We start from the raw sequence: 21,284 nt of genomic DNA, 5'->3' as shown, positions 1-21,284 counted from the left end.
TTCCGTCAACTCAAATAATTTAGGATATGGCCCTTTTCTTAACCCGGGTGGTCATTGCTATGAGCGTGCTGGTGAGGATAAATAACGTGATAATCCAGCCCATAGTCCAGGCCGTTCCATCATTGAACATGGCCAGAAGTAACGATGAGATAATACCGCTGCCATATTGAAGTGAACCAATCAGTGCCGATGCTGAACCCGCTGAATCGGGTGCGGCATCAAGCGCGGCAGCCGTTGCGGTAGCAGCAACAATGCCGTTCATTGAAAACATCACGAAGACGGTGATAATAATCAGGGTGATTCCGCCTAGATTCAATTTTGTCGCAAACGCCAGCACGAGTGCAGCAGCGGCGGCAACAAGAAGCGCTCTCTTTAATAACACTTCAAGAGAATAGCGCTGCACCAAATGGCGGTTAACCGTGCTCAGTCCCATCACACCCAGAATATTGACCGCGAACAACCATCCATAGTGCTGTGCTGCAACATGAAAATGAGTGATATATACAAAGGGTGAACCCACAATAAACGCATAAAGCGCCATGTAGTAAAACGTTAAGCAGAGCGTCACTTTCATAAAGGCCGCATTACCGAGTAACCGGTAATATGTTTGAAAAGCACCAGCGAATGAGGCTTTGACTCTTCGCTCGACGGGCAATGTCTCTGGTAGCCAGTATAGTGACAGCAACATGAATACCCCGATGGCCGTCAACAACCAGAAAATGGCATGCCAGGAGGTAAATTTAATCATCTGCCCACCCAATAGTGGGCCGATAATGGGAGCTATTGCCATGACAACCGTTAATGTTGACAGCATCTGGGCCGCACGGGTTCGGCTAAATAAGTCACGTATCATTGCGCGCGCCAGCATAGGGCCGGTGCAGGCTCCCAGAGCCTGAAAGACTCGCCAGAAAATGATTTGATTTATGTTATTCGAAAGGGCACAACCGGCAGAGCCCACGATAAATAGCACCATCCCAATCATTAAAGGAAGGCGTCTACCCAAATGATCGCTGATGGGGCCCCAGATGAGTTGAGCGAGGCAAAAGCCTAGCAAAAACCCGGTGATGGTGAGTTCTGCATTTCCCCGTAAATCTTTTGCCATGACCGGCATCGCGGGCAGATAAATATCGGTTGATAGAGAGGTAAAGGCCATAAGCGCGCTTAAAATCATGATGAAAAGCAGCCCTGTGGTCTTCACTGTTGATGAGTGGGTCATAAAAACCTGCAAGCACAGTGATAATTCGCTTAATGATAGCGACAGTATGGTTATTAATAATCGCACCAAACGCGATAGGCGTTATGAATGACTTTCATTAATGTTGTTTAAAAAGCTAATCAGCGACGAATATTACGTATTCATGAATAATTAGCGAGGGTTAGATAATGGGGTATCGTCATGGTGAACTGAATTTTCATAGTCATGTTGAATTCCGCAATAATTACTAAGGATCGGGTGTTTTATTTTTTAGGCCACAATAAAGTGGCGTATTGGTTAATTAAGTTGGGTGATGGCGGCGACGATGGGCATGGTCAATAAGGCCGCAATGGTGGTCAGGGCGGCACCTTTGAGTGCCAGCGGATAGGCGTTTTTATTCAGCGCCTGCGCCAGCAATGGCACACCAGCCCCTGCGGGGGTGGAAATCGCCGCCAGCAGCACGCCAAGTAGCAGGCGATTTTCAATAAATTGCTTCATGATCAACATGATAATAACAGGAATCACCACCATCTTGATAACGGTGTAAAGCCAGATCTTCTTATCGCCAATGGCTTCGCGCCAGTCCATATCCAGCAGGAAGGAGCCAATCAACATCATGGACAAGGGCCCGGTGACGGCACCTAGCAGGTGGAGTGGCTGTGCCAGCAGGTAAGGGAGCTGGATATGCGCAAGGTAGAGGAGCAGAGCCAGCAAACAGGCCACAATCCCTGGATTAAGCAACTGCCGTAGCCTCTGCCAATAGCCGCCGGATGGTTGAATGCGTTTGCCGCTCATCCAGCGATAGCCATAGGAAAAGAACAAAATATTATACGGCAGCAGGAAAGCGGTCATGTAAATCATGGCATCGGTGCCGAACAGCGAATAGATCATCGGCACTCCCATCATTGAGATATTGGTAAATGTCGTCATAACGATGATGATACCTTCATATTCTCGGCCATAATTCAGGAGGCGCGCCAAAACTTTGCCGCTCAGGATCAGCAATATAAGGGTGGCCGCGACGATGACAAATACCTCCGTTAGATCACGTTCGGCTATATGCGGCGCATTACCCGTCATACTGGCAAGGATAATCGCTGGCATAGTGATATTTAATACCAGAGCTGTAAGCTGCGGCGTATTCTCTTGGGTGATTATCCGTTTTTTCCGGGCGATAACCCCAACCATGATCAGTAATGAAAAAATAATCATCTGTTGCAGTATTGCCATCATCATCTCCTGTTATGACAGTAAATTCATCGCCCCATTAAGAAGCTGTATTCAAGCTGGCGTACTTCAAACTGGCGTACATTGGCTATAACGCGGCCCGGTAGCTGGCTACCGGATGAGGATGAATGGGGCCGTCATAGACGCCAGAAGACCGCGATAAACCCGCCGGGCGTTTCCTTAGATTCCCGCCGAGCGGCTAGCCCGGTGGTTTGCACCACGTTGTCCTGTCACACTCAGGCACTGATTTGATAAGGGGAATCGAGAGGGGACGGGGCTAACGCCCCGTGGCGTGTTATAGCGCCAGTTTCAGGATGGTGGCCAGCACGTCTTCAGTGTACGTCTCGGCGAGACCAAACCAGCGAGCGTTACCCTCAAGGTTTGCGAGGATAGCGGGCAGATCCGTCTCTTTGATACCGAGTTGGGAAAGGCGGATTGGCGTCCCAATCTTGTCAAACCACGTCTCCAGGGCCGCAATGCCCTCTTCGGCTGTGTTCAAACCGAACAGATGTTGAGCAAAGCGCGTGAACTGGGCCGGATTTTGACCGTGGAACCATTTCATCCAGGCGGGCATGATCACCGACAAGCCTGCGCCGTGCGGCACATTGAACAGCGCAGAGAGGGAGTGCTCGATCATGTGGTTGGGATAACCAAAACCTGAGGTGCCCGCATAGGTCAAGCCGTTCAATGCCAGGGTCGCTGCCCACGCGAATTCGGCACGGGCATGGTAATTGGCAGGATCGGCCAGCAACTGCTCTGTGGTTTCCAGCACCGTGGCAATAACAGACTCCACCAGACGAGACTGGATTTTGGGCTGTACCGTCGCGGTGAAGTAACCCTCGATGGAGTGAGCGATGATGTCAGCGGCTGAGTAGACCAGATAGTCGCGCGAAACACTCTGCATGAGTGCCGGGTTGACGATGGAGACTTTCGGGAAGAGATGCACCGAGTTGATGGCGAACTTCTCCTTCGTGTCGTCGTTGGTGACGACGGCTCCGCTATTCATTTCACTGCCGGTCGCAGCCAGCGTCAGGATGGCAAACACGGGCAGAGCCGCATCAATCTGGCCTTTTCCGACGAACAGATCCCAGACATCCCCTTGGTAGAGGCTACCTGCGGCAATCGCCTTGGCGCTGTCGAGCACAGATCCACCACCGACACTGAGGATCGCATCGACGTTCTGCTCCTTCGCGATGGTGATAGCGTCACGAACCTTTGAGATGAGCGGGTTACTGATGATGCCACCGCATTCGATGAACGCGATGCCCTGTTCATTCAGGCTGGCGCTCACCGTGGCGAAGAGACCATTCTCTTTAATGCGATCGCTACCATAGGTCAGCAGCACTTTTTTGATGCCATGCCCGGCGAGGATCTCGCCGATAAGCTGCTCTTTAGCGTTACCAAATTCTATTTTGGTTGGGTTGTAAAAACTGAAGTTGTCCATCTTGCTTGTCTCTTTATATGCATTGATGTCGGAACGACTGTCGATAGCGTGAACTATAGATCTGCCTAAAACATCAAACTAGACAGTAAACGGATGAATCAGTTACAACTAAATAATGTTAATGACTGGGAAAAACCATGATCAGTGAATTGCGCTCCATCACAACCTTTGTCTGTACGGTGGAATTAGGCAGTCTCAGCAAGGCGGCAGAGGCTCAACAGATCTCTCCTCAGGCCGCCAGCAAAGCATTGAAACAGCTGGAGACTTACCTGGGGGTACGCTTGTTCCACCGTACCACTCGCAGCATGTCATTGACCGAAGAGGGTCAACGCTTTTTAGAGGCCGCACAACCCGCCTTGATTGGTCTACAGCAGGCTTTGTCGGCGGCGAAACAAACCCGTGAGGCATTTGCAGGCCCACTGCGGATCGTCGGGCCACGGTCGGTGGCTCAGGCGATCATCGGCCCTGTGTTGGACGAATATTGCCGATGCTATCCAGAAGTCCAGCCGGATGTGCAGCTTGATGACCGCATCGGCAACTGGGTAGAAGAGAGAGTGGATGTGGGCCTTCGGATTGGTGTTTCACCACAGGATGGCTTGATCGCGCGCCGTTTATTTCCCTTGCAGCTTATCATCTGCGCGTCTCCTGCCTATTTGCGCAAATATGGTATCCCATTGACATTGAACGATCTTGGTATACACCGCTGTAGTGTGTTTCGTCATGCGGGTTCCGGGCATGTTATCCCCTGGCATGTGAAAGTTGGCGAAAATATGCAGGAGCAGTTAGTGCGCCCGGCGATATCGACCAATGATGAGACGGTAGAGCTGGGCGTTGTACTGGCAGGGGAGGCCATTGGCCAGCTTGCCGGGCCAACGGCGGCGGCGCACATTCGGGCAGGTCGTTTGGTTCCCCTGTTGCTCGAACACATGAGTCAGATACACAGCCTGTTTCTCTATTATGGCAGCCGCAAGGCCCAGCCAGCACGGGTTCGCCGCTTCATAGATCTGGCGGTTGAGCGGCTGACCGACAGCCAGGAGTTTGTACTTAGCGAAGAGGAATTGCAGCTTGCTTATAGCAAAGGGAAATCGTCTTTAGGCTAACATGGTGTGGAGTATGTCGGCTGCATTACCATCGCGCGATATCCACCCTGTTTTGGCATGAGTATGAAGAGCCTGGCCCATTACAATGAGAGGCAAAAAATGACCTGGCAAACCGGTATCACGGCATGCCAGGCGGTATTTATTTTAGAGACTTAACCTCATTCAGCGATAAGCTCACTGGTATCTCGCCAGGTGAAACGGGCCTGACGTTTAGCAATCAACCATTGTCCGTTCTGACGTACATACTCATCCTGATAGATAATGCCGTTCAGGTTTTTGTATTGCTTGCCTTGTTGTTCAGATATCAGTGTCACTAAACAATAGTGTGTTGATGAAGCGCGATCGCCTTCAATATCGACCACGATTTGGCCGTTCATGTGGTACATCGTCGTAAAATTGGCGATGAAGCTGGAGAAGACCTGGGCTATCTGTTCACGTCCCTGCATGGAGGCAAACAGCGTGTCGCCAAAATATGTTTCCACAGCGGCATCTTCAGTGAACAGATACATCTGGTTAGCGATATCCATCCGGTCGGCCATATTGGCGAACATGTCTACCAGGCGTTTGATAGCGGCCTGATCTTCCAGCTTTTGAATTCGTTGTTCTAGTGTCATGGTCTGTGTTTCCTCAACGTGGATGAGATACATCGTTTAGTTTACGGGGCAAGCAAAAGTCAGCGCCTGTGCTTGCTCGAGAGTCTTATTGGCTTCTTCCGGCAGCACGACGCCTTGCCGTACATTCGCGGCAACGACGGCTTTTACATGTTCGACATAGCTCTCGTGGCTACCATAGCGCTGACAAAGTTCGGCCGCAGTGAGGTCTACATGATTACCAGATGGCCCACAGAACCACGGGCCCTTACCGATACCGGCATTACGAGCCATCGGCGCGTCCTGTGCCGCCGTGCGGATACCGCCAACGATTTGATTATTCGCATCATGGACATACTGGGGAGGCGTCTGGTTATCGACGACAAACCGGGGCATCTTTGCAGGAGCTGGCCCGCCGTTAATCCAGATGTTGAGAGCTTTCAACGCCGCCTTCATCACATCACCATTCGGCACCCGACTATAAATGGTCGCCGGGGTGCAGGGGCCATTTTTTGCCGTGATCTCCGAGAGGGTCATGGCTTTCCCTTGTGCATTACGGAAAGCCGCATCGCGCTTAATCATCGGGTCAACATAGTGCTCGATTTCATCCAGCGAGAAGTGTGAGGCACCATTAATTTCCCACCAGCGTTGATGGTCGGTATCTGGCTGAGGGGCGGATTTCATTAAGGCCGTGAAGATCTCGGTACCAATCGCTATCGTTTTGGCATCGACATCCGATCGCAATGTCGCACTGCGATCGTAGAAGAGGAAACCATCATACACATGGTGCAATGGCTGAATGCTATTGTAGTAAGTGGAAACCTTGAGTGTGGATTGAGACTCGGCGGCAGCGATCACTTTTTTGGCTTTCAAGCCACCCAGTAGATCGGTATTACCCGCTTTTGCCAGTGCGCCTATTTGAGAGAAAATATCCCAGGCCAGTACATCGCCACCCTTAGCCATGATGAGGGGATTGGGCGGGTCAATCAGACTGCCATCAACCGGATCGACATTCGACGCCGTGACGTTAAGTGCGCTATAGCGTGCTGGATTCCAGCGCTTCATCGCATCAACACCATTATGTTGCGCACTGACCCCAATCCAGGCATATCCTTCACGCAACATCAGCTCGCGGGTGGCACCGAATACAAAATCGATATCCTGATCCAGTGTCACGTTTAGCCACTCCACCACAACGGTACCGTTGAAACGGGCGGGATCGGTAGGACGACGTATCAGTACGCGGGTGACATAAGGATTAGAACCATCAATACGCTGTGCATCCTGCATCGCATCCTTAATGCGGTAACGAGCTGCCTGTCCTTTGATAAAGCGCTCGGATTCAATGAACCCCTGTTGCTGCAATGGCGCAACCGTGGCACTCATCGGAGTCCCCATGGCTGGCGGCGTGAGCACGTGCGGCAGGGGCTGCCTGGTCATGCCTTCAGAGGCTGCTCCTCCCACACACGCAGAGAGGGCAACGCCCGCCACTGCGACCATTGCCCATTGGCGCAGGCGCCTGGTGATTGATGCGTTGCTGCTAACTGTTAGATTGCAAGTTAGCGAAGAGAACAATCGGGTCATGTTAATTCCTGTTTAAGTCCAGTCATGACATAACTTTACTTACTTTATTGACATCCAACTACCTACTAGTGGGTTGAATGATTAACAACTAAGTGATGTTAATTGATGGGGAGTGATAGGAACGTTCAGCGCTAAGAGGGAACCCGTCCTAGGGCGTGTCCCGTAACTGTTTTTCGCACAGTTCAGCATTGTTATAACTGTGCAAAAAAACGCGTTTAAGCGATAAAGCACGACCAAAATCGATGGATTTTTAACCAAAAACCACCTTTCGGAAATGATTCTTGCAGCACTTTTTAGCGTGTAGGGAGGTTAAGGGACACAGCCTGGTGTGCGTTACTTTCAGAAAGGCACCGGGCATATCACCTTTAAATGCCCTGACTTGATCGATCGGATGAACGACATTATTGCCAAACATTATCCGGGGATGCTGGCGGCGAGGTGAAGAGGGCTGGGAGGCAATTCCTTACCTGACCCATTACCTGACCCAAATTGCATTCAAAGAAAAAGGAGTCAGACGATTTCTCATCTAACTCCTTGTTTTATTTGGTGGCCCCTGTTGGGTTTGAACCAACGACCAAGCGATTATGAGTCGCCTGCTCTAACCACTGAGCTAAGGGGCCAAGCGGGTGTTGATTATAGGGAATCCATCGGGTTGGGTCTATAGCCTGATGGCTATATGGTTGTTTTGTGCCCACTTTACGGCCAGTTATTGCTACTTTACTTTGATCTGGTTGCGTTGGGATGACGGTGTGGTGCGGCTTCATGCCTGGCGTACAAAATAAAACCCCCGCAGAGCGGGGGTTTGGGGTTCATGCGGTACGAAAAGGTTTAGTCGTCCAGGAAACTGCGCAGCACTTCAGAACGGCTTGGGTGGCGCAATTTACGCAACGCTTTGGCTTCTATCTGACGAATACGTTCGCGGGTGACGTCGAACTGTTTGCCGACTTCTTCCAGCGTGTGGTCGGTATTCATGTCGATACCAAAACGCATGCGCAGCACTTTGGCTTCACGTGCGGTCAGGCCCGCCAGTACGTCGTGGGTGGCAGAACGCAGGCTTTCCGAGGTAGCGGAATCCAGCGGCAGCTCCAGCGTGGTGTCTTCGATGAAATCGCCCAGATGTGAATCTTCATCATCACCGATCGGCGTTTCCATCGAGATAGGCTCTTTGGCGATCTTCAGGACTTTACGGATCTTATCTTCCGGCATCAGCATGCGTTCAGCCAGTTCTTCCGGCGTCGGCTCGCGGCCCATTTCCTGCAACATCTGGCGAGAAATACGGTTGAGTTTGTTGATGGTCTCAATCATATGCACCGGAATACGGATGGTGCGCGCCTGATCCGCGATAGAACGGGTGATCGCCTGACGGATCCACCAGGTGGCGTAGGTGGAGAACTTATAGCCACGGCGGTATTCGAATTTGTCTACCGCTTTCATCAGGCCGATGTTGCCCTCCTGAATCAGATCCAGAAATTGCAGGCCACGGTTGGTGTATTTTTTCGCAATTGAGATAACCAGACGCAGGTTCGCTTCAACCATCTCTTTCTTGGCGCGACGCGCTTTGGCTTCGCCAATCGACATACGGCGGTTGATGTCTTTTACCTGCTCGATGGTCAGGCCGGTTTCTTCTTCAATTTGCTGTAATTTTTGCAGGCTGCGCAGCACGTCTTCTTCAACTTCGCGCAGTTTTTCACACCAGGGTTTGTTCAGTGACAGCGCGGCTTCGAACCATTTGCTGTTAGTTTCGTTGCCAGTAAACAGGGTGACGAAGTTTTTCTTCGGCATCTTGCACTGTTCAACACACAGTTTCATGATCTGGCGTTCTTGCGCCCTGACGCGATCCATCATGGAACGCATGTTATTGACCAGCAGATCAAACTGTTTTGGCACCAGACGGAACTGTTTGAACACTTCAGACAGTTTGTTGATCTCTTCAATCGCGCTTGCATGGCTGCGGCCATGGGCTTTGATGCTCAGACGGGTCGCTTCGTACTGGTCGCGCAGTTCGGTGAATTTCTGACGGGCCAGCTCCGGGTCGATGCTGTTATCGTCATCGGTATCGTCGCTGTCGCTTTCTTCGTTTTCATCTTCATCGTCGTCATCGATGTCTTCGTCGGCCATTTCTGTGCTTTCTGGCGCGGCGTTTGGTGCCAAATCCTCTTCGGCGTTCGGATCGACAAACGCGGTTATCAGATCAGACAGGCGGCTTTCACCGGCCTCAACGCGATCGTACTGTTCCAGTAAATAGGTGATAGCTTCCGGGTATTCGGCTACAGAGCACTGTACCTGATTGATACCGTCCTCAATGCGTTTGGCGATATCGATTTCGCCTTCACGAGTCAGCAGCTCGACCGTACCCATTTCGCGCATGTACATACGCACCGGGTCGGTTGTCCGTCCAATCTCGGATTCAACGCTCGACAATACCTGCGCGGCTGCCTCGGCGGCATCTTCGTCGGCAGTATTCTCGGCCAGCATCAGATCATCGGCATCCGGTGCTTCTTCCATCACCTGGATGCCCATGTCGTTAATCATCTGGATGATGTCTTCGATCTGATCGGAGTCGATGATATCTTCCGGCAGATGGTCATTGACCTCGGCATAGGTCAGGTAGCCTTGCTCCTTACCACGGGTGACAAGTAGCTTGAGCTGTGACTGCGGGTTTTGCTCCATAAGACGGTATCCACACTTCAGAATATTGGGGTTGGTGTCGGTCAGCGTAAGTCGCTAACAATAACATTAGGGGTATTTTTCTTATTGCCGCAGCCCCTGTAGCGGCACGCTGTAGGGATCAACCCTACTATTTATCGGCAGTTAAGCCGCAGGAAATCAGTTCTTTCGTGTTAGCGCCAGTTGCAGCGACCACAGTTCTTTGCGTTCGTTCATGCTTAAGCCATGTGTTCTTTCGCGCGCAATCAGCACTTCCATGCGTTGCTGTAACAACTGGTCATAGAGCTCGGCCAGGCTAACCCGGAATTTTTCTTCGAGCTCATCTTCTTCAATCATATGGTCCCAGGATGCCAGGGTTTCAAGCTGCTTGCGGTAATGATTCTCGCGATATTTTTCCAGCAGCAACCCCATATTCATCCCCGGGCTTTCATTACAGATATCAACCAGCTCTAAAAAAAGCTTCAACCCCGGTACTTTGCTCTCATCCACACCGTCCAGCGCCAGTTCAGGCACCTCTTTAGACAGCCGTGGATTCTGCACTAAAAGTCCTATCAGTATACGCATAGTTGTGACTTTTAGCCGTGGTGGTTGGTAAGACGATGCAGACTCCTGTTGTTTGGGTAACAGGCGGTCTAACTGGCTGTCATCCAGCAACCCTAGCTTGTTGCCAAGCTGTTGACGTAAGTATAAGCGTAATGTTTCACCTGGCACCTGACTTATCAGCGGAAGTGCCAGCGTACTCAGCTTGGTTCGCCCGTCAGGGGTGCTCATATCAACCTGTTGCAACAATGAGTCAAATAAAAAGGCTGACAATGGCATTGCCTGCTCGATTCGTTGCTCAAAGGCGGCATGCCCCTCTTTACGCACCAGGGTATCCGGGTCTTCACCATCAGGCAGAAACATAAAGCGTAGCTGCCTGCCGTCGTCTAAATAGGGGAGAGCCGTTTCCAGCGCTCGCCAGGCGGCATCTCGTCCGGCGCGGTCGCCGTCATAACAGCACACGACCTGATCGGTGGCGCGAAACAGCAACTGGATATGATCAGCGGTGGTCGATGTACCAAGCGAAGCGACGGCATAATCAATGCCAAATTGCGCCAGAGCAACCACATCCATATAGCCTTCTACCACCAGCAGCCGTTTTAACGTTGGATGACGCTGCTGTGCTTCATACAGGCCATACAATTGGCGGCCTTTATGAAAAATTTCGGTTTCCGGCGAGTTCAGGTACTTGGGCGTGCCTTCACCCATCACTCGTCCGCCAAAGGCAATAACACGGCCACGCTTGTCACGAATAGGGAACATGACCCGATCGCGGAAGCGATCGTAAGTACGGCCGTTATCATTTGTTACCAGCATACCGGCATCGGTTAGCGTGGTGCGGTTCTCGCTGTCGCGGCCAAAACGCTTTAAGGCGTTGTCCCAGCCCGGTGGCGCAAATCCAATCGCGAATTGCCGAATCACCTCGTCACTTAATCCCCGTCTCGCCAGATAATCTTTGGCGGGTGAACCGACAGGCTGAGTTAATGTATGTTGGTAAAAAGCGCTTAATTGTTCCATCAACTCATACAAACTTTGACGTTGATGGCGTTCTAACTGAGTCGGGCCGCTGCCAGCCTCATAAGGCACGTCTAGCCCGTGCATGGCCGCCAACTCTTCGATGCTCTCAACGAACTCAAGACGATCATAGTTCATCAGAAAATCGATGGCATTGCCGTGGGCGCCGCAACCGAAACAGTGATAGAACTGCTTGTCACCATTGACGGTGAACGACGGGGTTTTCTCGTGGTGGAACGGGCAACACGCGTGGTAATTTTTGCCCTGCTTTTTTAGTTTGACGCGGGCATCGATAAGGTCAACGATATCCGTGCGTGCCAGCAGGTCATTAATGAATACGCGGGGAATACGTCCAGCCATAAGCCCCTTATATCTATATGCTTGTAAAACGACAATAAGCCGCGCATTCCTTTCGGAAAGCACGGCCTTCGTATGCAACTGCTAAGTCTGCGGATTAATCACGCGGTGGAGGCAACGCCTCCTGAAAATTAATACAGACGAGTGCGGCGTGCGTTTTCTCGAGCCAGCTTCTTCGCGTGACGTTTCACAGCAGAAGCTTTAGCGCGCTTACGTTCGGTAGTCGGTTTTTCATAGAACTCACGACGACGAACTTCAGCCAATACACCTGCTTTTTCACAGGAACGCTTGAAACGACGCAGAGCTACGTCGAACGGCTCGTTTTCACGGACTTTAATTACCGGCATGTGCCTCTCACCTCAGTAAATTCGGTTTGCCGCTGGCCTTGTGCCAGCCTTTTCAAAATGGTGCGGAATTCTACTGCAACCAAGGCCAGTTTGTAAAGTCTATCGGCGATCATAAAACGCACGATGTTGGTTTGCTCCCCTGCGAGTTGGCTTATGGTAGACTGCGCACAGCCTAAAGTCTGCGGCTAACGCTGGTCGCGATAAGAAGAAGTGAGAGTGAAAACAGCCATGCGCGTATTGGGTATTGAAACATCCTGTGATGAAACCGGGGTTGCGATTTATGACACTCAGGCCGGGTTACTGGCGAACCAGCTTTATAGCCAGGTAAAATTGCATGCCGATTATGGCGGTGTGGTGCCTGAGTTGGCTTCTCGTGATCATGTGCGAAAAACCGTGCCGTTAATTCAGGCGGCTCTGAGCGAAGCCGGTTTACAATCTACGGATATTGACGGTGTCGCTTATACTGCCGGGCCGGGCCTCGTCGGTGCGCTACTGGTGGGCGCAACGGTCGGACGTGCGCTGGCGTTTGCCTGGGATGTTCCTGCTGTGCCTGTGCACCATATGGAAGGGCACTTACTGGCACCGATGCTGGAAGAAAATCCGCCTGCATTTCCGTTTGTGGCGTTGCTGGTCTCCGGTGGTCACACACAGCTTATCAGTGTCACCGGCGTGGGAGAATATCGGCTGCTTGGTGAGTCGATTGATGATGCGGCGGGCGAAGCGTTTGATAAAACGGCGAAATTGCTGGGGTTGGATTATCCTGGTGGGCCGTTGTTGTCCAAAATGGCGCAACAGGGTGTCGCGGGGCGTTTTGTTTTCCCGCGCCCGATGACCGATCGCCCCGGGCTTGACTTCAGCTTTTCCGGCTTGAAGACGTTTGCCGCAAACACCATTCGTGAGAATGGCGGCGATGCGCAAACTCAGGCTGATATCGCCTGCGCATTTGAAGACGCCGTTGTTGATACGTTGGCGATTAAATGCCGTCGTGCGTTAGATGAAACCGGGTGTCAGCGCTTGGTGATTGCTGGTGGTGTGAGCGCGAACCGCACATTGCGCCAACGCCTTGCCGATTTTATGGCTAAACGCGGTGGCGAGGTATTTTATGCGCGCCCGGCATTCTGCACCGATAACGGCGCGATGATTGCTTATGCAGGGGCAGTACGACTTGCACAAGGCTCGCGCGATGAGCTCGGTATTAGCGTTCGCCCGCGCTGGCCGTTAGCTGAATTGCCTGCGGTGTAAAGCCGGTTTGAATGATAGATAAAGCTGCGCCCAGTGCCCATGGGCGCAGACCTCCTCGTATACGCCACTCGTACTCTGACGACGTGCGCGATGGCCGCCTGGCGTTTTTAGAGCTCTTGTTCGAATAATACCAGGATTGCTTCATAGAGTTGCTTGACACTGAACCCGCGAGCTGGAGTGGTAAAAATCGTGTCGTCGCCAGCGATAGTACCGAGAATACCCTCTGATTTTCCTAATGAATCCAGCAGACGTGCAATCAATTGCGCAGCGCCTGGGCTGGTGTGAATCACAACGACGGCATCGTTATAGTCAACATCCAGCACCAGATTTTTCAACGGACTGGTCGTGGTGGGGACACCCAGTTCTGCGGGCAGGCAGTAGACCATTTCCATCTTGGCATTGCGGGTGCGTACCGCACCGAATTTGGTCAGCATGCGGGAGACTTTAGACTGGTTAATATTCTCAAAGCCATCATCCTGTAGCGCCTGCACAATTTCGCTTTGCGAACTGAATTTCTCTTCTTTTAACAGCGCTTTAAACGCCTTAACCAGATCTTCTTGTTTATTGGACTGACGCATAGCGTACCGTATAGGGAAAAGGAATCATGCGGATATTATGCAGATGAATGAATTTTTATGCAATAAGAACGACTATGGAAGCGAATTGTTGGCATTCTGTAGCTGATTTGGCCTTTTATGGATGCTTACTTTACCGGGGTATCAAAAAATGTGGTGTGAATCACATAAAAGTAAAATAAATGTTATCAAAATGATGTTGTTTGGAGGCTGATGGTCGGTGTAATGTAACACACCCGTTAATCAGTCGTGGGCTTATGCCAAGGGTGGATACAATCGTCTGTTATTTTAATTACCTTAAAGAAATCATACAGATGGTTAGTCTATTATGCATCACTGCGTACGTTATCGCTGCGTACCTGTGCAGTGCCACCCTAAAAACCGGTCTGCATTCAGGCCACTCTCGCGAGCATAAACGTTTTTAACTAAACGCATCCACGGTAATTTTTACTTAACATAATAAAGGAGTTTAGGATGAAAGTAGCAGTTCTCGGAGCCGCAGGCGGTATTGGTCAAGCCCTTGCTCTTCTCCTTAAAACCCAGCTTCCTTCAGGTTCAGAGCTCTCTCTTTATGATATTGCCCCTGTTACGCCCGGTGTCGCTGTTGACCTGAGCCATATCCCTACTGACGTCAAGATAAAAGGTTTTTGTGGTGAAGATGCCACACCAGCATTAGAAGGTGCTGATATCGTCCTCATGTCTGCCGGAGTTGCCCGTAAGCCGGGTATGGACCGTTCCGATCTATTTAATGTGAATGCCGGTATTGTGCGTAATTTGGTTGCCCAAATTGCCCGCACTTGCCCTAAAGCCTGCATTGGCATCATCACGAATCCGGTGAATACCACCGTTGCTATTGCGGCAGAGGTGCTAAAACAGGCCGGGGTCTATGACAAGAACAAGTTGTTTGGTATCACCACGCTGGACATTATTCGTTCCAATACGTTTGTTGCGGAACTGAAAGGCAAGTTACCTCAGGATATCGAAGTGCCGGTGATCGGTGGTCACTCTGGTGTTACGATTCTGCCGTTACTGTCGCAAATACCGGGCGTAAGTTTTACAGAACAGGAAGCTGCTGATCTGACCAAACGTATCCAAAATGCAGGTACAGAAGTGGTAGAAGCGAAAGCCGGTGGCGGCTCTGCTACGCTGTCTATGGGCCAGGCTGCCGCGCGTTTTGGCTTGTCTTTGGTGCGTGCGTTGCAGGGTGAGAGCGCTGTGGTTGAGTGTGCTTACGTTGAGGGCGATGGTAAATATGCACGTTTCTTCGCTCAACCCTTATTGTTAGGCAAAGATGGCATAGCAGAACATAAAGACATCGGCGCATTGAGTGCGTTTGAACAGCAAGCATTGGTCAGCATGCTGGATACGTTAAAGCAAGATATTGCGCTCGGTGAAGAATTCGTCAATAAGTGATCGTGAATTAACCAAATAATCACTGTGTAATTAAGGCCGGAGACTATGATCCGGCCTTTTTTGTCGGCGGTTATTCGGCAGCGGGACGGATCAACTTTTTTCTATCAAGTAGCTCTTGTGTCTCCGGGTCGTAATAACGACTGGGCCATATTTCTGATGGATGAATGCCTAATGCATTGGCTATCAACCATTCGCCCTTTGGCCATGGGCGTGATAGCGCGTTTGCTAGTGTAGAAGAACTGAGTCCGGCAGCTCTCGAGACAGCGGCAAGTGTTGTCCCCTTCTTTCTTAAGGCCGCAATAATATCGGCGGAATGCCAGTCACTTTTCCTTGAATTCATAATCCTTCCCTTATTGCTATTAAGACGACAGCGTATTAATGGTATAACTAACAGCTAATGGTGAATGGTTTCGCTAACCATGAACCATTATTTGGAAATAATATAGCACCAAGCTCCTTAATATTTCCAAATTAATTTCCAAATGGATCTGATTAGGTAACGAGTATCACTATCGGGATGAAAAGGACATGAAAAAAGAGTGGTTTGCGACCAGCGAGTTGGTTGGTATTGGCGGACTCCCTAAATCACGGCAAGGATTGAATAAGCGAGCCCGAGAAGATGGTTGGGAAAAGCGTCGCCGCAAAGGTGTACAAGGACGTGGAGTAGAATATTCTATTCATAGCTTGCCTCAAACTGTTCAGCAAACTCTGCTGATGCAGGAAACTCCAGGTGAATATTCGGCTAAACCGTCGGATATGCTGTCGGTCTGGATTCAGATTTACCATCAGCTTTCTGTGCCTGAACGAGAGAAGTTGATTGCCTATATCATGCGTGAGGGCGTCTCTTCTACCCTGAAGCAGCTAGGGCTTGCCAATATGGCAACCGCTTCTTTGATAAAAGATTTTTCTGATTAAATTCTCTTATTAAACCCACCAGCCATTCCCGACTTTTGTTGCGGAATGGCTTCATGTGCTTTCCCTTCATATGCTTTCCGTTCATGTGCTTTCTGTCTATGCGCTTTCCATTCATGCGCTATTTTCATACATTTTCTTTGCTCCGTCATGTCTGAGCTATTGGCTGTCTGTCGTTGTCCATATTAGTTCTTGATTTAACCGTTACGAATTAGTCGTTCGGATAAAATTAGTCTAAATTATATGGAAACGTAACGTCGTTTTTTGGTAACATGGTTGCGTATTCATATCAGGATGAACATGAAAGGGAGAACGATGGTGGAAAAAATATGGTTTGCTACGAATGAACTCCTTGGTGTCGCAGGATTACCGAGAACACGTCAGGGGCTGAATAGAAAAGCCAGAGAGCATGGCTGGGAGAGGCGGCGAAGAAAGGGAGGGCGAGGAAAAGCCGTTGAGTATGCTATCTGGAGTCTGCCTGAAGCCGTCAGAGAGTTATTGATAGGTAGACATGTAGCCGGTTGCCAACGCATCAGCCTACGCACGCGTCCCGCTCTGTATGAGCTGTCGGCGCAGGAGTACACGCTACGGGATAATCGGGTGCAGGAAGATACCTGGCTGCAGCTTTATCACGAATTGTCCGCCGAAGAGCGTACTTTATTGATTGGGCACATTCTGCGTGAAGGTGCCAGAGGCGTGCTGGCCCGTCTGGATGACAGGCCAGGGCAGAACGGCTAAACGGCAGGATCAGAAATCGCGTTGCACTGCGAGATGCGCCAGCCCTTCGAGCGCGGTACGAAAATCGCTGGCAGGCAAGTTTTGCAACGCGTGAATCGCTTTGTCGGCTTCCTCTTCGGCACGTTGGCGGGTGTAGTCTAAAGAGCCACAAGCGTGCATTGCAGTAAGAACCGGCTCCAGAAGGTGGCGGCCATTACCTTGCTCGATAGCCTGACGAATCATCGCGCGCTGTTCCTCATTACCGTTATGCATGGCATGCAACAGCGGTAGCGTTGGCTTGCCTTCATTGAGGTCATCACCGGTATTTTTCCCCAACGTTTGGCCGTCGGCACTGTAATCAAGCAAATCATCAATCAGTTGGAAGGCGGTGCCGAGATAACGGCCATATTCTTGCAGCGCGGTCTCTTGTGCCGGGGACGCGCCAGCTAAAATCGCAGAGGCTTGCGCCGCGGCTTCGAACAGACGTGCGGTTTTGCTATAGATAACTCGCATATAGCTTTCTTCAGTGATGTCAGGGTCGTTGCAATTCATCAACTGCAGCACTTCGCCCTCGGCAATCACGTTTACCGCATCAGACATCACTGTCATCACCGGAAGTGATGACAGGCTGGTCATCATTTGAAAGGCGCGAGTATAGATAAAGTCACCGACCAGCACACTGGCTGCATTACCGAATGCTGCATTAGCGGTGGCTTTACCTCGACGCATGTCGGATTCATCGACAACATCATCATGTAACAGTGTTGCCGTATGGATGAACTCGATTAATGCCGCCACGGCAATGTGTTTATCGCCTTGATAATCCAGCGCTCTTGCGGCCAATACCGCAATCATTGGCCGAATACGTTTGCCTCCACCGCCGATAATGTAATGTCCTAACTGATTGATCAGTGCAACATCGGAGTTGAGCTGATCGAGTATGGTCTGGTTGACGGCGGCCATATCCTGTGCGCTTAACGCTGTGATTTGCTCTAAATTCATTGTTTCTGCCAGCTGATTGCTCGTGTTTCTGCCGTGAAAATGGTGATGGTATCGGCACTGAAAGGGTAACATAAGGCCGGATTGTACTTGAAAAATGACACAGATAAACGACAGTTCACGGGTTGTATCCTTTTTCTTCACATTGATTGATTCTAGGCTTGTCATCAGTAGGTTTTTTGCGTAGAATTCGCGCCCTATTGTGAATATTTATAGCGCGCTTCAAATCATTCATGAAAGCACGCGGAAAGCGGAGTTTTATATGTACGCAGTTTTCCAAAGTGGTGGTAAACAACACCGAGTAAGCGAAGGCCAGACCGTTCGCTTGGAAAAGCTGGACATCGCAACCGGTGAAGCTGTTGAGTTTGACCAGGTTCTGATGGTTGCCAATGGTGATGATGTCAAAATCGGCGTTCCTTTCGTCGAAGGCGGCAAAATCAAGGCTGAAGTTGTTGCTCACGGTCGTGGCGAGAAAGTTAAAATCGTTAAGTTTCGTCGCCGTAAACACTACCGTAAGCAGGCTGGCCACCGTCAGTGGTTCACTGACGTGAAAATCACTGGCATCAGCGCTTAAGTTTTAGGAGAGCGGATTAATGGCACACAAAAAAGCTGGCGGTTCAACTCGTAACGGCCGTGACTCAGAAAGCAAACGCCTTGGTGTGAAACGCTTTGGCGGTGAATCAGTTCTGGCTGGCAGCATCATCGTTCGTCAGCGTGGCACTAAATTCCACGCAGGCAGCAACGTAGGTTGTGGTAAAGACCACACCCTGTTCGCTCTGTCTAACGGCAAAGTGAAATTCGAAGTTAAAGGCCCGAACAACCGTAAATACATCAGCATCATCGCTGAGTAATTTTCCGGTATCAGGTTGAACCCGAAAGCCCTGCAACGTGTTGCAGGGCTTTTTACGTTTTAGCCGTGCAATAAAATATGTCAGTGACAATACAGGTGATGTGATGAAACAGAATGCTGGCATCGGATTTTGTCTGGCGCTAACCACGGCGATATGTTGGGGGGCGCTGCCAATTGCGATGAAACAGGTTCTGGTGGTGATGGAGCCTTATACCATCGTCTGGTACCGATTTTTAATCGCCTCGGTTGGACTGGGCTTGTTTCTCTACCGAAAACGCGCATTACCCCGCGCTCGTTTATTTAACCATCAGCGCTGGTGGATTTTGCTTTTGATAGCAACGGGCGGGCTGCTCGGTAACTTCGTTCTATTCAGCTCATCGTTGCAATACCTTAGCCCAACCGCCTCACAGGTTATCGGACAGCTTTCAACCGTCGGTTTGATGGTCGCAAGCGTCGTGATTCTTAAAGAAAAAATGCGCCTGAATCAGGTGATTGGCGCTGTTATACTGATTGTTGGTTTGCTGATGTTTTTCAACAACAGTCTGGCAGAACTGTTCACCCGGCTGACGGATTATACGCTAGGCATTATTTTAGGCGTCTGTGCGTCAACGGTATGGGTCGCTTACGGCGTTGCGCAGAAGGTGCTGCTACGTCGGCTTACCTCACAGCAACTGCTCTTTTTACTTTACTCACTTTGCGTGCTTTTCATCACACCGCTAGCAAAACCAGCGGTATTGATGCAGCTATCTGGCTGGCAACTGGCCTGCCTGCTATTTTGTGGCGCCAATACGTTGGTGGGATATGGCGCTTTAGCTGAGGCCATGGCTCGCTGGCAAGCAGCTCAGGTCAGCACCATTATTACGTTAACACCGTTGTTTACATTGCTATTTTCCGATTTTCTGTCATTAGCCTGGCCGGGGTTATTCGCTGCACCATCACTGAATATCCTCGGTTATGTTGGCGCATTTGTCGTGGTAGCGGGGGCGATGTTTGCAGCAATAGGCCATCATCTTATTGCTTTTGGGCGAAGGGCTTTTAGCGCGAAGTGATCCGGTTTCAGAGTAAAAGTGCCCGTGCTATAAAAGAGGTCAGGTAAAGAAAATTGGCGCTGATTATTTTTAATACAGGTGAAATCCTTGCGCCAAGCAGGTACAATCAGCGCCCTTTTATCAGAACGGTTCTGATGCGTCGGTTTTCCAATGGCAGATGACATGCTACGGTTATCTGTCATCAATTCAGGTTGTTGCGCCAAAGAGAACCAATAAATTATTCAAACGCGTCGATCATTCTCTATTGGTTTTTTGCGGAGACAGTTCATGAAGTTTGTAGATGAAGCCACTATTCTGGTGGTGGCAGGTGACGGTGGAAATGGCTGTGTCAGCTTCCGTCGCGAAAAGTATATACCCAACGGTGGCCCGGATGGCGGTGACGGCGGTGACGGCGGTGACGTCTATTTGCTGGCCGATGAAAACCTTAATACCCTGATTGATTACCGTTTTGAGAAATCTTTCCGCGCAGAACGCGGTCAGAATGGCCAAAGCCGCGACTGCACCGGTAAGCGGGGCAAAGACATTACCATCAAAGTGCCGGTAGGTACCCGAGTGTTGGATAAAAGCACGGGGGAAGTGCTGGGGGATATGACCCGTAATCAACAGCAACTGATGGTGGCGAAAGGCGGCTGGCATGGCCTCGGCAATACGCGTTTTAAATCTTCCGTCAACCGAGCGCCAAGGCAGAAAACCAATGGTACGCCGGGCGAAGAACGTGAGCTATTGCTTGAATTGCTGCTGTTAGCGGATGTGGGCATGCTGGGATTGCCAAACGCGGGTAAATCAACCTTTATCCGCGCGGTATCAGCAGCCAAACCCAAAGTGGCTGACTACCCCTTTACCACACTGGTGCCAAGTCTGGGCGTTGTGCGTATGGATAGTGAGCAGAGCTTTGTGGTGGCAGACATTCCCGGTCTTATTGAAGGGGCATCAGAAGGCGCAGGGCTTGGCATTCGCTTCCTGAAGCATCTCGAACGTTGTCGGGTGCTGTTGCATCTTATCGATCTGGCACCGATCGATGAGTCTGATCCCATTGAGAACGCGAAAGTGATCGTCAATGAGTTGCAGCGTTATAGCGCCGATCTTGCAGAAAAACCACGCTGGCTCGTGTTTAATAAAGTTGATTTGCTTGATAGAGCCGAAGCGGAAAAACGTGCTAAAGACATTGCCGCAGCATTAGGCTGGGAAGGCAAATATTACCTGATCTCTGCGGCCAGCCGTGAAGGTGTGAATGCACTGTGCTGGGATGTGATGAGTTTCCTGAATACCCAACCGAAGGCTATGCAAGAACACGAGAGCAAAGCGCCGGAAAAAGTGGACTTCATGTGGGACGATTATCATCGCGAACAGCTTGCCGTTGCTCAGGCTGAGGCGGAAGAAGAATGGGATGATGACTGGGATGAAGATGATGATGAAGGGGTTGAAATCGTCTATCAGCGCTGAGGGAAGCCATTAATTGTTA

At 50.5% G+C, this 21,284-nt stretch carries 20 protein-coding genes, 1 tRNA gene and 1 pseudogene; 10 read left to right on the top strand and 12 right to left on the bottom strand.

Annotated elements, in window-relative coordinates:
* Positions 1-19: 19 nt before the first annotated feature.
* The 3 genes from O1Q98_RS08610 to O1Q98_RS08600 form a co-directional block, all read right to left on the bottom strand.
* Positions 20-1,216: a multidrug effflux MFS transporter gene (locus O1Q98_RS08610; RefSeq protein WP_125258238.1), complete on the bottom strand. Its 1,197-nt coding sequence runs from the start codon at positions 1,214-1,216 to the stop codon at positions 20-22.
* A gap of 276 nt (positions 1,217-1,492) precedes the next feature.
* Entirely contained in the window at positions 1,493-2,425 is a 933-nt protein-coding gene (locus O1Q98_RS08605; RefSeq protein WP_125258239.1) for an AEC family transporter, read from the bottom strand.
* Positions 2,426-2,717: 292 nt separating this feature from the next.
* Positions 2,718-3,866, bottom strand: a complete 1,149-nt coding sequence (locus O1Q98_RS08600) for an iron-containing alcohol dehydrogenase (RefSeq protein ID WP_125258240.1) — start codon at positions 3,864-3,866, stop codon at positions 2,718-2,720.
* Positions 3,867-4,003: 137 nt separating this feature from the next.
* On the opposite strand from O1Q98_RS08600, the gene O1Q98_RS08595 reads away from it, so the two are divergent.
* Positions 4,004-4,966 carry a LysR family transcriptional regulator gene (locus tag O1Q98_RS08595; protein ID WP_205744236.1) on the top strand — a complete coding sequence of 321 codons (963 nt, stop codon included), beginning with the start codon at positions 4,004-4,006 and terminating at the stop codon, positions 4,964-4,966.
* 158 nt (positions 4,967-5,124) lie between these two features.
* Here the strand turns inward: O1Q98_RS08595 and O1Q98_RS08590 are convergent, their stop codons facing one another.
* Both O1Q98_RS08590 and O1Q98_RS08585 read right to left on the bottom strand, forming a co-directional pair.
* On the bottom strand, positions 5,125-5,580 hold the full coding sequence (locus tag O1Q98_RS08590; RefSeq protein ID WP_164512948.1) for a nuclear transport factor 2 family protein: 456 nt from the start codon (positions 5,578-5,580) through the stop codon (positions 5,125-5,127).
* A 36-nt stretch (positions 5,581-5,616) separates the two neighbouring features.
* Entirely contained in the window at positions 5,617-6,996 is a 1,380-nt protein-coding gene (locus tag O1Q98_RS08585; RefSeq protein ID WP_125258242.1) for an alpha/beta hydrolase domain-containing protein, read from the bottom strand.
* Positions 6,997-7,468: 472 nt separating this feature from the next.
* On the opposite strand from O1Q98_RS08585, the pseudogene O1Q98_RS08580 reads away from it, so the two are divergent.
* Positions 7,469-7,582 (top strand): annotated as a pseudogene (locus tag O1Q98_RS08580) (DUF4942 domain-containing protein); the annotation flags it as partial.
* Positions 7,583-7,684: 102 nt separating this feature from the next.
* On the opposite strand, the gene O1Q98_RS08575 reads toward O1Q98_RS08580, so the two are convergent.
* The 4 genes from O1Q98_RS08575 to rpsU all read right to left on the bottom strand — a co-directional run bounded on the left by O1Q98_RS08575 (position 7,685) and on the right by rpsU (position 12,065).
* Positions 7,685-7,760: transfer RNA gene (locus O1Q98_RS08575), tRNA-Ile, on the bottom strand.
* Between the two features lie 208 nt (positions 7,761-7,968).
* A complete protein-coding gene (gene rpoD, locus O1Q98_RS08570) occupies positions 7,969-9,810 on the bottom strand; it encodes an RNA polymerase sigma factor RpoD (RefSeq protein WP_205744237.1) in 1,842 nt (613 codons plus the stop codon).
* A 156-nt stretch (positions 9,811-9,966) separates the two neighbouring features.
* Positions 9,967-11,721 (bottom strand): DNA primase, encoded by a 1,755-nt coding sequence (gene dnaG, locus O1Q98_RS08565; protein WP_125258244.1) that lies wholly within the window; start codon positions 11,719-11,721, stop codon positions 9,967-9,969.
* A gap of 128 nt (positions 11,722-11,849) precedes the next feature.
* Complete coding sequence (gene rpsU / locus O1Q98_RS08560; protein ID WP_001144069.1) at positions 11,850-12,065, bottom strand: 30S ribosomal protein S21; 216 nt, start codon at positions 12,063-12,065, stop codon at positions 11,850-11,852.
* Between the two features lie 228 nt (positions 12,066-12,293).
* Between rpsU and tsaD the strand changes: the two genes are divergently transcribed.
* Positions 12,294-13,307 (top strand): tRNA (adenosine(37)-N6)-threonylcarbamoyltransferase complex transferase subunit TsaD, encoded by a 1,014-nt coding sequence (gene tsaD, locus O1Q98_RS08555; protein WP_125258288.1) that lies wholly within the window; start codon positions 12,294-12,296, stop codon positions 13,305-13,307.
* A gap of 107 nt (positions 13,308-13,414) precedes the next feature.
* Here the strand turns inward: tsaD and argR are convergent, their stop codons facing one another.
* Positions 13,415-13,885, bottom strand: a complete 471-nt coding sequence (gene argR / locus O1Q98_RS08550; protein WP_125258245.1) for a transcriptional regulator ArgR — start codon at positions 13,883-13,885, stop codon at positions 13,415-13,417.
* A gap of 471 nt (positions 13,886-14,356) precedes the next feature.
* Between argR and mdh the strand changes: the two genes are divergently transcribed.
* Positions 14,357-15,295, top strand: coding sequence for a malate dehydrogenase (mdh, locus tag O1Q98_RS08545; RefSeq protein ID WP_125258246.1), 939 nt, complete (start codon positions 14,357-14,359; stop codon positions 15,293-15,295).
* 70 nt (positions 15,296-15,365) lie between these two features.
* Here mdh and O1Q98_RS08540 read toward each other — a convergent pair whose 3' ends face one another.
* Positions 15,366-15,635: a helix-turn-helix domain-containing protein gene (locus O1Q98_RS08540; protein ID WP_125258247.1), complete on the bottom strand. Its 270-nt coding sequence runs from the start codon at positions 15,633-15,635 to the stop codon at positions 15,366-15,368.
* A 188-nt stretch (positions 15,636-15,823) separates the two neighbouring features.
* Here O1Q98_RS08540 and O1Q98_RS08535 point away from each other — a divergent pair, with 188 nt between their 5' ends.
* Together O1Q98_RS08535 and O1Q98_RS08530 are read left to right on the top strand one after the other, a co-directional pair.
* Positions 15,824-16,210: a DNA-binding protein gene (locus O1Q98_RS08535; protein WP_125258248.1), complete on the top strand. Its 387-nt coding sequence runs from the start codon at positions 15,824-15,826 to the stop codon at positions 16,208-16,210.
* A 315-nt stretch (positions 16,211-16,525) separates the two neighbouring features.
* Positions 16,526-16,945, top strand: a complete 420-nt coding sequence (locus tag O1Q98_RS08530) for a DNA-binding protein (RefSeq protein ID WP_125258289.1) — start codon at positions 16,526-16,528, stop codon at positions 16,943-16,945.
* Positions 16,946-16,954: 9 nt separating this feature from the next.
* Here O1Q98_RS08530 and ispB read toward each other — a convergent pair whose 3' ends face one another.
* Positions 16,955-17,926 carry an octaprenyl diphosphate synthase gene (ispB, locus tag O1Q98_RS08525; RefSeq protein WP_125258249.1) on the bottom strand — a complete coding sequence of 324 codons (972 nt, stop codon included), beginning with the start codon at positions 17,924-17,926 and terminating at the stop codon, positions 16,955-16,957.
* A gap of 259 nt (positions 17,927-18,185) precedes the next feature.
* On the opposite strand from ispB, the gene rplU reads away from it, so the two are divergent.
* The 4 genes from rplU (at position 18,186) to cgtA (ending at position 21,265) form a co-directional block, all read left to right on the top strand.
* Positions 18,186-18,497, top strand: coding sequence for a 50S ribosomal protein L21 (gene rplU, locus O1Q98_RS08520; protein ID WP_125258250.1), 312 nt, complete (start codon positions 18,186-18,188; stop codon positions 18,495-18,497).
* A 19-nt stretch (positions 18,498-18,516) separates the two neighbouring features.
* The gene (gene rpmA / locus O1Q98_RS08515; RefSeq protein ID WP_125258251.1) at positions 18,517-18,774 is read left to right on the top strand and encodes a 50S ribosomal protein L27; all 258 of its coding nucleotides are present in this window, start codon (positions 18,517-18,519) and stop codon (positions 18,772-18,774) included.
* Between the two features lie 103 nt (positions 18,775-18,877).
* On the top strand, positions 18,878-19,822 hold the full coding sequence (locus tag O1Q98_RS08510) for a DMT family transporter (protein ID WP_125258252.1): 945 nt from the start codon (positions 18,878-18,880) through the stop codon (positions 19,820-19,822).
* Positions 19,823-20,089: 267 nt separating this feature from the next.
* Positions 20,090-21,265 carry an Obg family GTPase CgtA gene (gene cgtA / locus O1Q98_RS08505; protein WP_125258253.1) on the top strand — a complete coding sequence of 392 codons (1,176 nt, stop codon included), beginning with the start codon at positions 20,090-20,092 and terminating at the stop codon, positions 21,263-21,265.
* Positions 21,266-21,284: the final 19 nt, after the last annotated feature.

The organism is Dickeya lacustris, assembly GCF_029635795.1.
GTDB lineage: Bacteria > Pseudomonadota > Gammaproteobacteria > Enterobacterales > Enterobacteriaceae > Dickeya > Dickeya lacustris.
This window is presented reverse-complemented; position numbering and strand designations above follow the sequence as displayed.

Bases quoted from the DNA above. Each gene is read 5' to 3' on its own strand.
- O1Q98_RS08610 (WP_125258238.1), bottom strand. From the start codon at position 1,216: ATGACCCACTCATCAACAGTGAAGACCACAGGGCTGCTTTTCATCATG.
- O1Q98_RS08605 (WP_125258239.1), bottom strand. From the start codon at position 2,425: ATGGCAATACTGCAACAGATGATTATTTTTTCATTACTGATCATGGTT.
- O1Q98_RS08600 (WP_125258240.1), bottom strand. From the start codon at position 3,866: ATGGACAACTTCAGTTTTTACAACCCAACCAAAATAGAATTTGGTAAC.
- O1Q98_RS08595 (WP_205744236.1), top strand. From the start codon at position 4,004: ATGATCAGTGAATTGCGCTCCATCACAACCTTTGTCTGTACGGTGGAA.
- O1Q98_RS08590 (WP_164512948.1), bottom strand. From the start codon at position 5,580: ATGACACTAGAACAACGAATTCAAAAGCTGGAAGATCAGGCCGCTATC.
- O1Q98_RS08585 (WP_125258242.1), bottom strand. From the start codon at position 6,996: ATGACCAGGCAGCCCCTGCCGCACGTGCTCACGCCGCCAGCCATGGGG.
- rpoD (WP_205744237.1), bottom strand. From the start codon at position 9,810: ATGGAGCAAAACCCGCAGTCACAGCTCAAGCTACTTGTCACCCGTGGT.
- dnaG (WP_125258244.1), bottom strand. From the start codon at position 11,721: ATGGCTGGACGTATTCCCCGCGTATTCATTAATGACCTGCTGGCACGC.
- rpsU (WP_001144069.1), bottom strand. From the start codon at position 12,065: ATGCCGGTAATTAAAGTCCGTGAAAACGAGCCGTTCGACGTAGCTCTG.
- tsaD (WP_125258288.1), top strand. From the start codon at position 12,294: ATGCGCGTATTGGGTATTGAAACATCCTGTGATGAAACCGGGGTTGCG.
- argR (WP_125258245.1), bottom strand. From the start codon at position 13,885: ATGCGTCAGTCCAATAAACAAGAAGATCTGGTTAAGGCGTTTAAAGCG.
- mdh (WP_125258246.1), top strand. From the start codon at position 14,357: ATGAAAGTAGCAGTTCTCGGAGCCGCAGGCGGTATTGGTCAAGCCCTT.
- O1Q98_RS08540 (WP_125258247.1), bottom strand. From the start codon at position 15,635: ATGAATTCAAGGAAAAGTGACTGGCATTCCGCCGATATTATTGCGGCC.
- O1Q98_RS08535 (WP_125258248.1), top strand. From the start codon at position 15,824: ATGAAAAAAGAGTGGTTTGCGACCAGCGAGTTGGTTGGTATTGGCGGA.
- ispB (WP_125258249.1), bottom strand. From the start codon at position 17,926: ATGAATTTAGAGCAAATCACAGCGTTAAGCGCACAGGATATGGCCGCC.
- rplU (WP_125258250.1), top strand. From the start codon at position 18,186: ATGTACGCAGTTTTCCAAAGTGGTGGTAAACAACACCGAGTAAGCGAA.
- rpmA (WP_125258251.1), top strand. From the start codon at position 18,517: ATGGCACACAAAAAAGCTGGCGGTTCAACTCGTAACGGCCGTGACTCA.
- O1Q98_RS08510 (WP_125258252.1), top strand. From the start codon at position 18,878: ATGAAACAGAATGCTGGCATCGGATTTTGTCTGGCGCTAACCACGGCG.
- cgtA (WP_125258253.1), top strand. From the start codon at position 20,090: ATGAAGTTTGTAGATGAAGCCACTATTCTGGTGGTGGCAGGTGACGGT.